The organism is Desulfocurvibacter africanus subsp. africanus DSM 2603, assembly GCF_000422545.1.
Classification (GTDB): domain Bacteria; phylum Desulfobacterota; class Desulfovibrionia; order Desulfovibrionales; family Desulfovibrionaceae; genus Desulfocurvibacter; species Desulfocurvibacter africanus.
Genome location: NZ_AULZ01000020.1, coordinates 26,329 through 38,486 on the forward strand (window position 1 = coordinate 26,329; position 12,158 = coordinate 38,486).

At 59.4% G+C, this 12,158-nt stretch carries 14 protein-coding genes; 7 read left to right on the top strand and 7 right to left on the bottom strand.

Going from position 1 to position 12,158, the window contains the following annotated elements; translation table 11 throughout:
• Positions 1-123: 123 nt before the first annotated feature.
• Together H585_RS0113945 and upp are read right to left on the bottom strand one after the other, a co-directional pair.
• Positions 124-1,362 carry a uracil-xanthine permease family protein gene (locus H585_RS0113945; RefSeq protein WP_014261149.1) on the bottom strand — a complete coding sequence of 413 codons (1,239 nt, stop codon included), beginning with the start codon at positions 1,360-1,362 and terminating at the stop codon, positions 124-126.
• A gap of 43 nt (positions 1,363-1,405) precedes the next feature.
• On the bottom strand, positions 1,406-2,032 hold the full coding sequence (upp, locus tag H585_RS0113950; RefSeq protein ID WP_005985909.1) for a uracil phosphoribosyltransferase: 627 nt from the start codon (positions 2,030-2,032) through the stop codon (positions 1,406-1,408).
• 236 nt (positions 2,033-2,268) lie between these two features.
• Here upp and coaE point away from each other — a divergent pair, with 236 nt between their 5' ends.
• The 7 genes from coaE (at position 2,269) to H585_RS0113985 (ending at position 9,042) form a co-directional block, all read left to right on the top strand.
• The gene (gene coaE / locus H585_RS0113955) at positions 2,269-3,939 is read left to right on the top strand and encodes a dephospho-CoA kinase (protein WP_027368259.1); all 1,671 of its coding nucleotides are present in this window, start codon (positions 2,269-2,271) and stop codon (positions 3,937-3,939) included.
• Entirely contained in the window at positions 3,923-4,639 is a 717-nt protein-coding gene (locus H585_RS0113960) for a rhomboid family intramembrane serine protease (RefSeq protein ID WP_014261147.1), read from the top strand. The genes coaE and H585_RS0113960 overlap by 17 nt, the downstream gene beginning before the upstream one ends.
• A 127-nt stretch (positions 4,640-4,766) precedes the next feature.
• Positions 4,767-5,555, top strand: a complete 789-nt coding sequence (locus H585_RS0113965) for an ABC transporter ATP-binding protein (protein ID WP_014261146.1) — start codon at positions 4,767-4,769, stop codon at positions 5,553-5,555.
• Between the two features lie 3 nt (positions 5,556-5,558).
• Positions 5,559-6,722 (top strand): SufB/SufD family protein, encoded by a 1,164-nt coding sequence (locus H585_RS0113970; protein ID WP_005985916.1) that lies wholly within the window; start codon positions 5,559-5,561, stop codon positions 6,720-6,722.
• Positions 6,723-6,758: 36 nt separating this feature from the next.
• On the top strand, positions 6,759-7,208 hold the full coding sequence (locus H585_RS0113975) for a metal-dependent hydrolase (RefSeq protein ID WP_034628125.1): 450 nt from the start codon (positions 6,759-6,761) through the stop codon (positions 7,206-7,208).
• A 678-nt stretch (positions 7,209-7,886) separates the two neighbouring features.
• Complete coding sequence (locus tag H585_RS0113980; RefSeq protein ID WP_027368260.1) at positions 7,887-8,243, top strand: hypothetical protein; 357 nt, start codon at positions 7,887-7,889, stop codon at positions 8,241-8,243.
• A gap of 262 nt (positions 8,244-8,505) precedes the next feature.
• Positions 8,506-9,042, top strand: a complete 537-nt coding sequence (locus H585_RS0113985) for a hypothetical protein (RefSeq protein WP_027368261.1) — start codon at positions 8,506-8,508, stop codon at positions 9,040-9,042.
• 41 nt (positions 9,043-9,083) lie between these two features.
• Here H585_RS0113985 and H585_RS0113990 read toward each other — a convergent pair whose 3' ends face one another.
• The 5 genes from H585_RS0113990 to H585_RS0114010 all read right to left on the bottom strand — a co-directional run bounded on the left by H585_RS0113990 (position 9,084) and on the right by H585_RS0114010 (position 12,156).
• On the bottom strand, positions 9,084-10,481 hold the full coding sequence (locus H585_RS0113990; RefSeq protein ID WP_027368262.1) for a glycine zipper family protein: 1,398 nt from the start codon (positions 10,479-10,481) through the stop codon (positions 9,084-9,086).
• 95 nt (positions 10,482-10,576) lie between these two features.
• Positions 10,577-10,975 carry a hypothetical protein gene (locus H585_RS21570; protein ID WP_051183162.1) on the bottom strand — a complete coding sequence of 133 codons (399 nt, stop codon included), beginning with the start codon at positions 10,973-10,975 and terminating at the stop codon, positions 10,577-10,579.
• Complete coding sequence (locus H585_RS21575) at positions 10,968-11,540, bottom strand: ERCC4 domain-containing protein (RefSeq protein ID WP_081678681.1); 573 nt, start codon at positions 11,538-11,540, stop codon at positions 10,968-10,970. Before H585_RS21575 ends, H585_RS21570 begins: the two co-directional genes overlap by 8 nt.
• The gene (locus H585_RS0114005; protein WP_027368263.1) at positions 11,534-11,746 is read right to left on the bottom strand and encodes a hypothetical protein; all 213 of its coding nucleotides are present in this window, start codon (positions 11,744-11,746) and stop codon (positions 11,534-11,536) included. Before H585_RS0114005 ends, H585_RS21575 begins: the two co-directional genes overlap by 7 nt.
• Complete coding sequence (locus H585_RS0114010) at positions 11,743-12,156, bottom strand: hypothetical protein (protein WP_027368264.1); 414 nt, start codon at positions 12,154-12,156, stop codon at positions 11,743-11,745. The genes H585_RS0114005 and H585_RS0114010 overlap by 4 nt, the downstream gene beginning before the upstream one ends.
• Positions 12,157-12,158: the final 2 nt, after the last annotated feature.

A 12,158-nucleotide genomic window follows, 5' to 3' on the forward strand; every position in this document is an offset into this window, starting at 1 on the left:
GAGAACAAGGATAGAGATTGGCGGGCGTCTATTCGTGGAACAGCCTTGAGGTAGGCTTCGGCGGCGTAACGGTTCTGGATCGGAAGAAAGGGAGGAGCAGCGCTCCTCCCCAAGCGCAGGAAATTACTCGTGCCGGCCGGGCAGCAGAAGATTGAGCAGCACACCGGCCACGCCGGCCAGGCCGATGCCGCCCAGGCTGAACTTTCCGATGCCCACGGTCATGCCACCGATGCCGGTGACCAGGATGATGGCTGCGATGGCCAAGTTCCGGGGTTTCATGAGGTCCTCGCCCGCGCGCACCAATGTGTTGATGCCAACAACGGTGATAGCGCCGAACAGGAGCACCATGATGCCGCCCATGACCGGTACGGGAATCGTGGACAATACGGCGCCGAGCTTGCCCACGAAGGCCAGCAGGATGGCCGTGAGGGCAGCCCAGGTCATGATGGCTGGATTGAAGACTTTGGTCAGGGCCACGGCGCCGGTGACTTCGGAGTAGGTCGTATTGGGCGGACCGCCGAGGAAAGAGGCTAGGGAAGTAGCCAGGCCGTCGCCGAGCAGGGTGCGATGCAAGCCGGGATCTTCCAGATAGTTCTTGCGCGACACCGAGCTTATGGCCAGCACATCGCCCACGTGTTCGATGGCCGGGGCAATGGCCACAGGCAGAATGTACAGGATAGCTTCGAGGTTCCACTGCGGAAAAACGAAAGAGGGCAGGGCGATCCATTCGGCTTGGGCTATCTTGGTGAAATCCACCAGACCAAAGAAGAGGCTCGTAACATATCCCACGGCGATGCCGGACAGGATGGGCACGAGTTTGAGCATGCCCTTGGCCAACAGCGAGACAAGAATCGTTGTACCCAAGGATAGGCCCGCGACGATAATCGCGGTGGAATAGGGCACAAGCTGCACAGCGCCGTCGCCGGTGCGGCCCGAAGCCATGTGCACGGCCACTGGAGCCAGTATAAGACCGATGACCATGATGACGGGCCCTGTGACCACGGGCGGTAGCACGCGGCTGATGATACCACTGCCATAGACGCGCACGAGCAGGCTGAGGAGCACGTAGACCACGCCTGCCGAAGCCAAGCCGCACATAGTCGCCGGAATGCCCCAGGTCTGTACGCCGTACATGATGGGCGCGATAAAGGCGAAGGAGGAGGCCAGAAATACCGGAACCTTACCTTTGGTGAGGATCTGAAAGAGCAGGGTGCCGGCACCGGCGGTGAACAGGCCCACGTTGGGGTCCAGACCGGTAAGCAGAGGCACGAGGACCAGGGCGCCGAAGGCGACGAACAGCATCTGCGCGCCCAGCAGGCTGTCCCGGAGGCGGAATGAGTATTCGGTGTTGGCTGCGCTCATGAAGTCTCCTGTGACGTGGTTCGCGGTAGCGGAATCGCTGTGTCTACTTGGTTCCGAATATCTTGTCGCCCGCATCGCCTAGGCCGGGGATGATGTAACCGACCTCGTTTAGGTGCGAGTCGATGGCGGCCGTGTATATCTCCACGTCCGGGTGGGTGGCCTCCAAACGCTTGAGTCCCTCGGGAGCGGCCACGAGGAACAGGCCTCTGATTTTGGTACAGCCGGCTTTCTTGAGCAGCTCGATGGTGGCGATGAGCGTGCCCCCGGTGGCAAGCATGGGATCAAGGATGAGTGCCATGCGCTCCTCAAGGTTCTTGGTCAGCTTGACGTAGTATTCGACAGGCTGAAGGGTTTCCTCATTGCGGTAAAAGCCGACCACGCTGACCTTGGCCCCGGGTATCATGTCCAGCACGCCGTCCATCATTCCCAGTCCCGCGCGCAGAATTGGGACAACGGTGATCTTCTTGCCCTTGATCTGTTCCACCTCCACCTCGCCGGCCCAGCCCTGAACAACTGTTTTTTCAGTCTCGAGGTCCTTGGTGGCTTCGTAGGTCAGCAGGCGGCCGATCTCGGAGGCGATGTCCCTGAACTTCTGAGTGGAAATGTCGTGCTGGCGCAATACGCCTAGCTTATGCCTGACCAGGGGATGATCAACGACGTGTACAGGCACGCCTGCCTCCTGTTTCTTTTGGTTTTGGACGCGGCCGCATGGTGGCCGCAGGCCTGTGTCGAGCTTGCGCGGAGTATGCGATTGGGCTACGGCCCTACATGCATTAGGGATAATGGGCTGGCAGGAGGGGGACCCGCAGCCAAAATCGAACCTTTCTAAAGATGTCTGTCGCACGGGTCAAGGGCAAGTAAAAGGCCGATTGCTAGCCGGTCGCCGGCTGTCGGGCAGAGGGATATATGGGCGAGGGAGAGGGCCTCACAAAGCTTTATGAAGGTGTAGCCGGGCCGAATGCCGCAGGCAAGCGTCTGGATGTATTCCTGGGCGAGCAGGTTGGCGACGGTTTTTCCCGGGGCAGGGTGCAGGAGTGGATCAAGATCGGGCTGGCCAGTGTAGACGGCAAGCCCTGGACCAAGCCGAGTCTCCGCCTGCGTGGAGGCGAGAACGTGTGTCTGCTCGGCCGGGCCGAAGGGAACTGCTTGACCCCTGAGCAGGGCGACCTCGCCGTGTTGTATCGGGATGACTGGCTGCTCGTGCTGAACAAGCCCGCGGGCCTGACCACACATCCGGCGCCGAGTTGTCCTGAAGGCACACTGGTGCACCGCCTGCTGCACCATTTCCCGGAATTGGCGGCACTGGATAGCGAACGGCCCGGCATCGTGCACCGCCTCGATAAGGACACTTCAGGCCTGCTGGTGGTGGCCTTGACGGAGCGAGCGCGACTGGCGCTCGCCGAGGATTTTGCCGAACGTCGGGTGGACAAGGTGTACCTGGCTCTGGTCCATGGCCGTCCTCAGGATCGCGGGGACATTGACCTGCCCATGGGCCGCCATCCCACGCACAAAACCCGCATGGCAGTGCTGAAGAAGGGCGGACGGCCGGCCCGCTCGGCATATGAGATGCTGTGGTCTTCGCGTGACGGCTGTTTTTCTCTCCTGCGTGTGCGCATTTTCACCGGCCGCACGCACCAGATCCGCGTGCACTTGGCCGCCATCGGTCATCCCATCATCGGCGACTCGGTGTATGGACCCGGTCCGTTTGCCGGCTGGGATAAAGACCTGCCTTGGGCAAGGTTATTGGCGAAGCGCCAAATGCTCCATGCGCACCGGTTACGCCTGGCTCATCCGGCCGACGGTCGCGAGCTGGTCTTCGTCTCCACGCCACCCAAGGATTTTCGCCGCTTGCCGCTATTGCTGGACCGCCGGGTGCAGCGCGTAGGGCTCACGGGCATGCCCGGCAGCGGCAAGTCCACTTTGCTGCGGCTCCTGGCCGAAAAAAACGTGCCGACCTTCAGCGCGGACAAGGCCGTGGCCGAGCTGTATGCGCCAGGCGGAGACGGGACCGCACTCCTGGCCCGGCGCTTCGGTGAGCGTTTTATGACCGAGGCCAGCGGCGTGAACAAGCGGGCGCTATTTCAAGCCATGTTGGAAAATTCCGCTCTGCGCCGCGAGGTGGAAGAGCTTGTGCACCCGTTGGTGAAGCATCGCATGGAGCTCTTTTTCCAGGCGCACCAACATGAACGGTTGGCGGTCGCCGAGATTCCGCTGCTTGTGGAAGCAGGCTGGGAGCAGGGAAAAGAATTTGATATGGTTGTGGGTATCGCGGCCCCGGCTTATAAGAGAAAGGAATGGCTGCATACGGAGCGGGGCCTTTCGGAACAAGCTGCGGCCGCGTTGGAAAGCTGGCAATGGCCCGAGGAGCGTAAGCTCAGTCGTTGTGATCTCATAGTGCGCAACCCTGGCGATCTGCCTGGCTTGCGGGCCGAAGCCGGCATATTGCTGGCTGACTTGCGCCAGAGGAGGGCCAGGCAGGTGCGCGAGCTCATGGAAAGGCTGGATAGGCTCTGGAGAGCCTCGGCATCGGCCCAAGGCCGAGAGGAGGGCACATCTTCGCGTGATTCCTTTACGTGACAGCATTCCCAATGTACACAGGCCCAAGGCGGTTTGGCTCTTCATCATCCTCAACGCCAGCGTTTTCCTCTATGAATTGAGCCTTGGCCAGCATCAACTGTTGGATCTCTTTTTCACTTGGGGCATGGTCCCAGCCCGCCATTTCAGCCCTGGATGGACTGAAGAGGCGGCGCTGCTGAGCAGCACCGCGCCTTTCCTGACTTACATGTTCCTGCACAGCGGCTGGGCTCACTTCCTGCTCAACATGTGGGTACTGTGGATCTTCGCCGACAATATTGAAGACGTCATGGGTCCGCTGCGCTTCATTGTATTTTATCTTTTGTGTGGCATGGCAGCCCTTGCCGCGCACGTTCTCTTCAATCCTCAATCGGACATTCCGGTCGTTGGCGCATCCGGTGCCATCGCAGGCATAATGGGCGCCTATATGGTGCTGTATCCCCATGGCAAGGTGCTGACATTCATTCCTATCTTTTTCATTCCCTATTTCATCGAGATTCCAGCCGTGGTTTTCCTGGCTGTCTGGTTCGTCATCCAGATCGTCACGGGCTTGGCGACAATAGCCCAAGGCCAGGAGGGCGGCGTGGCCTGGCTGGCTCACGTGGGTGGATTCGTCGCCGGTATTGTGCTCTTGCCGCTTTTCCGGCGCCGTGACCGTTGCTATTACTGCTACGACATCAAGGCAGGCCGTCCTCAGCATTGAGCAGGGGTAGGGCAGCGAGCCCTTTTCCCTTGAATTCCCTACCGGAACAGGCTTACAACGACCGCTGCGGGAGGTTCCCCCATCCTCCTGCTCTGCCAATCATTCCAGGAGACAATCGAGGAGACGCATGCTTAGGATCAGCGATCTGCACGTCAGCATTGGCGATAAAGAGGTCCTCAAGGGGATCAATCTGGAAATCGCCGAGGGGGAGACCTTCATCCTCTTTGGCCCCAACGGCTCGGGCAAGACCAGCTTGCTCATGACGCTCATGGGCTTCGACGGCTATACCGTGACTAAAGGCCGCATATACTTCAAGGGGCAGGACATCACTGAAGCCCCCACCTACGAACGCGCTCGCCTCGGCATGGGCATGTCCTTTCAGCGGCCGCCCACCATCCATGGCCTGCCCACGCGCACGCTCATCAAACTTTGCGCCCGCGGCCGGGAGGTGAATCCCGATTCCCTGGCCAAGCAGGTCAATGCCGAGCAGTTCTTGGACCGAGACATCAACGACGGTTTCTCCGGCGGCGAGATCAAGCGCTGTGAGCTCCTGCAGCTCATGGCCCAGGATCCGGACTTCATCCTCTTCGACGAGCCCGAGTCCGGCGTGGACCTGGAAAACATGGTCCTCATAGGCTCCACTGCGGCCAAGCTCCTTGGCGGGGGTATAGAGCCCCGCGTGGATATGAGCATCAAGGAGCAGAAACGTCGGCGCCGCAGGTCCGGCCTTATCATCACGCATACGGGCTATATCCTCGACTACGTCACGGCCGACCGCGCCCAGGTGCTATACAACGGCAATTTGTGCTGCGAGGATCGGCCGAGAACCATCCTGGAGCACATCCGCAAGTACGGCTACAAGGAGTGCGTGCGCTGCCTGCAGAAACCAGAAACCACCCTGACGGAGTTGAGATAAGCCATGTGCGCTCAGGATATCGATCTTTCCAAATATGAGTTCGAGGGCATCGCTGCCCCCAAGCTCGGCGATCTGCGCTCACTGGATGCCGACGACCGCGAGCAGCTGCTCATGTCCGGCATCGACGTGGAGGAGCAGGGCCGCAGCGGCAGCTTCTTGCATGTAAATCATGCCAGCGCATATTGCCATACCGCGCATCCTGGCGTGGAGATCCTGGATATCAAGGATGCTCTGGCCAAGTACGACGGGCTCAAGGATTATTTCTGGAAGCTCGTGGACAAGGACAAGGACGAATACACCCGCATGGCAGCCGAACACCTGCAAGGCGGCTACTTCGTGCGCGTAAAGAAGGGCGTCAAGGTTCCCGAGCCCGTGCAGTCCTGTCTGTTCATAAAGGCCAACCGCACGGGACAGAGCGTGCACAATGTCGTGATATTGGAGGAGGACGCGGAGCTGCACATGATCACGGGCTGCGCCGTGTCCAAGCACTCCAAGACCGGCCTGCATCTGGGGATCTCTGAGTTCTTCGTGGGCAAGAACGCCAAGCTGACTTTCTCCATGGTGCACAACTGGGGCGAAGACACCGAGGTGCGGCCTCGCTCGGCGGGTATCGTGGACGAGGGCGGCGTGTTCCTCAACAACTACATCCTGCTCAAGCCCGTCAAGTCCGTGCAGATGTATCCGTCCATCACCCTGGCCGGCCGGGGAGCCGTGGCCCGTTTCAACTCGGTCATGGTCGCGCCCAAGGGCTCTCACATCGATTCGGGCAACCGCGTGATCATGGCCGCTCCCGACTGCAAGGCCGAGATCATCGCCCGCACCATCACCACCGGCGGCACCATCATCAACCGCGGTGACATCCAGGGCAGGGCCGTGCCTGGCCGCGGACATCTGGAATGCAAGGGGCTTATCCTTGGGGACGGCATCATCCATGCCATTCCTGAACTGTACGCATCCGTGGAGGGCGTGGAGCTATCCCACGAAGCGGCTGTGGGCAAGATAGCCCAGGAAGAGATCGAGTACCTTATGGCCCGCGGCATGGACGAGGAAGAGGCCACTTCGACTATCGTGAGGGGCTTCCTGAATGTGGATATCATGGGCTTGCCGGCCAAGCTCAAGCAGGCCGTGGACCAGACCATACAAGAAACAGAGAAAGACATGTTCTAGATGAGTGGGGCGCTTCGGCGTCCCACTTTTCTTTCCATGCCAAGTAATACGGGACATCTGCTTGGCGGCATGACCTTCGCGGTGGGAGGCGTGGCCGCCGGCTACTGGTCAGGCTTTTACCAGCCGGACTTGGTCACTGCCGGATTGCTTGTGGCCGTGGCCATCATGGCTGCGCTTTTTCCGGACGTTGACACCGATTCCCACGGTCAGCGCCTCTACTACAGCATGCTTGTGGCAGCGGACCTGCTGCTCATCATTTTCGGCCAATACCGCTGGGCCGCGCTGCTGGGACTGTTCGCCATGTTCCCGGCTGTGGGCCAACACCGGGGCTGGACCCATACCTGGTGGGCCATGCTTGTGACCCCTTTACCCATGCTTATCGTGCCGAGCATCTTCTTCGGCCTTCCGCTACGGCCCCTTACTCCCTTCTATGTCGCAGCCGTGATCGGCTATTTCTCGCATTTGGCGTTGGACCGGAAATTTTAAGTTCTGTTTTCAAAGCCTAGCGAGACTCCATTTCCCCGAGGCATGCCTTAAGGTCATCGAGAACTCGGACCGGGAAATGGAGGTGCTGACAATAGCGGGAGAGGTAAGGAAGCGGTATACGAATGCCAGTCGTTTGGTATTCCTGGCGGTATCCAGAGAGCTACCAGTTGAACCAGAAATGAAAATGCCCCCAGTTGGGGGCATTTTCACGGAAATTTGGTGGGGCGGCGTCAATCGAATAGAAGCTAGGTAACTCAAGTAGTTGCTTAATTTTGCCCAATTAGGGTTTTGCTGTTACCCCCAGAGTTACCCCCAGAAAAAAATACTATCCTCCTTTCGCGTATGCATCTGCGTACTGGTGCGCACTGCGTACCGCGCAATTTAAACGGACAGATTCTGCACCCCCTCCTGCTGCCGAACCCGCTCGGCCCATGCAATGTCAGCGATCTCGACCGGAGCATTCAGTTCGGGCTGGGACTGTGGCGGCCCAGGGTGTTATGCACGGTGTCGCCTGGGCGGTTCAGTTGGTTGATGTACTCATTCATGTGGTTATCCGCTGGTCAAACGGGAACGGCGGTGGTATGGGGCGTGAAACCAAGTCGCCTTTATCGCGCTCTGGCACCCATGGGCTGCACAGAACGCCTGCGTGCTTTCCTAACCCGTTATGGAGGCAAACACATGGGCTTGTTTAGTTTTCTGTCGGCTCCGCTGAAGATCGAAGAAGTTAAAATGGTACTCATTGGAAAACATGTGTTTAATCGCCTTTCTGATTACGACAAGAGAGTGGTCACGTTAGCAGCCGAGGATATATTGAGAAGGTGCGGCAGCGGGAAATTTCTAGCGTCTCTGCCGGATGTATCAAGGTACGCCCTTATATCTCTCGCGCTTGCTGAAATAGGCATAGATCATGGGCTTAATGGATTTCAGTGGATAGCGATTAAGCGCCCGCTTCTTGTACATAGTTACGACGAATTTGTTTGGAATACCGCGCGATCAATGGTGCTAAAGGATTTCGCAGTTGAGCCAGAGCTTTGATCTCGCCCAGCCATGCCAAGGCCCGCCCATGCGGGCCTTCTTTTTTTCTTGCCCGCCGCTTGACATCCCGAGCTCCCAGACGTGCAGACTTCCCATGGATGCTGGCGCTCATCGTCACTATGGAGCCTTCGGGCAGCCGGCGATCTTATTTGATTCATGCTTCCGCAGTTTTTGTTGTATCGCTGGGCTGCCTGTTTCATGCGGTTTCCTCTAGATATTCTATTTTTCTGATGGTATGCGTGCGGCAAAGGAGCCTAAAGCCATGCGTAGTCGCTTCGTCCTGCTCGCTCTGGTGTTAATGGTTACTGTCTCGGCGTGCGCTGGGATGCAGCCAAGGCTGTCCACGCGCAGGCTGGGAAACGCTGTTGAAATCAGAAAGAGCGGAGAGAATATCCTTGTTGTCTCTGTGTCCGATTACTACCATTATGATTTTTCTGGACCGCTCCCCTATGACAACGAATCCCAATGGTTTGATTACCGTTACAAATCTTCTCCAGACTATCTGCACATTGAGCACATACCCGTAAGCGTTGCTGCAAAGCAAGCCTTGAATGGTTTTTCTGGCCCATACCATAACTTTCTTCATGGGTGCTCAATCCGCTATACTGTCACCTACAGGGTAGAGGGCAGCAAGCGCGCTGTACGTGTTACGCTTTCCGTTAAGATGCCCGACGAAGCCGCTTGCGGGGAATGGGACTTCCAGGCCCTTACCCCAGCCCAGAAGCCCCTTGCAGAAGATGTCGAGCAGCGTATGCATGCAGCCTATTCTGTTGAGGCCAACCGTACCCCGGACGACTAAAGCCCTCTGCCGTTGCTCATGCCGCCGCCGAAGCGCCCCCGCTAGTAGTTGTTCCCGGCCCCGCCGCGTCCGCCGTTTCCGCCGGCTCCGGTGTTGCCTCCGCCTCCGCTGCTGCGGAAACTTCCTGGTGTCGTGTTGCCGGTGTAGCTTCTGTTTTTAGCCTCGTTAGACCGAAGCCCGCCATTCCCGCCCGTGCTGATGTGCCCCTTGCTGCCGACGCCGGAAGGTTGATACGAGTTCGGGTATTTGCTGGTGGTCTTAGTCGGGGCGGCCTGCTCCGGCTTCTTCTCCTCCTGCTGCTCCTTCTGCCTATTCTCCTGCGTCTGCATGCGCTCCAGGTTTTCCGCGTGGCTCATCTGGGGATTGTAGTCGTAGTTCGACACGGCCATGTCGGGGGTGCGCTCGTCCATGGCGGTCTCGGCGATGCTCTCGGCGGGCCGGTCAAAGCTCATGCGCTGATCTTGGGGTGCATCCATCGAAGCAACGTCAAAGCTCATCCTGCGGCCATCATCCACGAAGCTCATGCCGGGGTCGATGCCAAGCATGGTGTTGAGATCCTGTCTGGCCCGAGCGCCCGCCCTGGCGTCCCTGTCACGCTGGGCGACATCGCTGTCAGAGTCCCTCAGGCCGACGGCCTCCAGGGCAGGGTTGATCAGGTACCGCTTAGCCGGGTCGACGACATAGTCATCCACGAAGCCAGTTACCGCCCGCCCAACAGTGGTATCGGCAAGCTGCTCGGTAAAGGGCCGGCGTTGTCTGTCATATGCGGCGCTGATGTTGAAGCTGTCCATGGCGGCCTGTTCTTGAAGCTCTGGCGCTATGCTGGATATATCGAACCCCTCAATCGGGTCATAGTCAACGCTGTATCTGTCTTCAAACCGGTTGACGCCATACATCTTGTTGAGTTCGGCCAGCGCCTTGGGGCCATACTCGTTGAGAGCCGGCGCGGCCATGACGCCCAGGCCGACCGGGTTGGTCAGGCTGCCGAGACCCACCAGGGCATTGCCTGCCGTGCCCAATCCGGCACCGATTGCGGCGTTGGTTCCATAGCCGGCAGCCCCGACAGCCGTGCCGGTAATCCCGCCTTGCAGCGCTGCGTCCTTGGCTCGCCCGACGACAGCGCCCTTGGCTGCATCAATCACCTGCTGCTGCGTCTCAGGGTCCAGCATGGCTTCCTTGTCCACGTTCGCCGGGTTGTAGGTGCTGCCTACGTCGGCCACCGGATCAACGGCCTGCGTCGGCGTGGCCTGCCTCTGCGGCTGGGTCTGCACGGGGGCGACCTGCACGGGGGATGAGTCGTCGTATGTGTACGGGTCGCTGTAGGGCGAATAGATCTTGGCCGCGCCAGGCGTTTCAACATAGCGGCCAGTCGTTGCGCTGCCCTGGGCGGAACGGTTGGAAGTCGGGTTGAATACGCGAGCTGTGGGGCGTGGTACCATTAGAAGAGTCCTCCAAGCTGGCTCAGGCTGGAGCTGAGCGCAAATGTTTTTCGTGCCGTCGTACTACTCATTGTCTTGTTCCTGCTTGCCGTCGATCACGATGGTGAGGCCCAGAGGCAGGAGCGGGGCACCGTCCCTGCCAGTGAGTTCTTGTGCATGGCGCTGCTTGTACTTTTTGGGGAAGTGGCATTGAGCAGGCAGATTAGGAGCGTGTCGCTGTACTTGCGCACGGTCCCGCACATCTCGCCGCGGTGCCATACGGGCTCATCTACGCCCTCGGCGCCGCGGCGGCGGGCCTCATCTTCGAGGCGGAAGGCACCGATCTTTGCGGCCTCTTCCCACCGGGCGGCAAACTCTGGCTCCTCGCTCCTCACCTGATAGAGGTAGACGCGGCTCAAGCCAGCTTGTTCCGCCGCCCGAGTCACGTTCCCGCAGTTGGCCAAATAAGTCAGGAATTGTTCTCGTTTTTCAGGTGTCAGCGAGTTGTCAGCCATGCGCCTTCGCCCTCATGATTTTTTCCTCCTGTGAAGGTTGAAGTGAACCGTCAGCCCGTGGGCTGGTTTTCGCGTCTTGAGAGTGCTCACATATGCCAACTGGAGATCCACCATGGGCTTTGATGATGGACCGTAGGCGTTCCTGAGCTTCCCTCAGGTAGTGGCGCAGGAAGTGAAAGACGGCATACTCGGCCCCGGCCCGATTGCCTGCCCAAAAGAAAGGCGAGCCATGCCGCACCTGGAAGGCCAGGACACTTTGCAAGGCAGCATGGGGCTTCATGCGTGAGCGGTAACGGCTTTCGGCCAGATCCTGGAATGAGGCCTCCACGACCACGGCGAAGCGATCCAAGGCAGCAGCTCGGGCAAGCTCGCGCTCGAATCGTTCCCGACCCGCCCCCATGAGGCAGCCGATTAAGTCATCCAGGCTCTTGCGCTCGACGGCCACGCGGTCTTCCAGACCGGCAAGTGAGTAGTCGCCAGTTGCAAGTCCAGCACTGGCCGTCTCGCACTCGTAGCGGTCGAAGGAGAAGGGGGCTTGCTCTCGGGAGTCCACGAGGATCAGCATGCGGCCCCCGCCTGTTTCGGTTCCAGCCACTCCACGGCCGCCCATTTTGGAATGGCCTTGGTCCACTCGAAAGCGTGAGTGCAGTTCTGGCAGGTGAAGAGGAACAGGGTTTCTCCAGTGGGCAAGACGCGCTCGCCATCCAGAGCAACGGCGTCAACGGCGCATTTGGGGCATATGGGCCACCGCAGGGGGTAAACGACTTTCATTCTGTGTGCCGCCAGTTGTTGTGCAGGACGCGCCCCTTGGTCAGCTCGTGCGCGTGCTCGGCAATCAGGTCCACGGCCTTGAGGAAGTAGCCTTGCACCATGATCCGCTCGGACGGCGTGAATTGCTCGGGATAGACCAACGTGAATTGCGGTTCAGGGCTCACGGCGTAGAAGTGCAGCTTGAGCCCTTCGGCTCGGTATGCGTCCAGGCACCACAGCAGGCGATCGAGGTCATAGTGAGCGTCGGCCTTGTCCTGCGAAATTGTCCGGGTCATCAAAAATGCGCTGGACACGTCGGACACATCGGACGGGCCATTGCCATTCCTTGCTTCCGGGCTGTCCGACGGTATTTCAGACACGTCGGACACGTCGGACACGGGCTTGCGCTTGAACAGATTTATCCAGGACATGC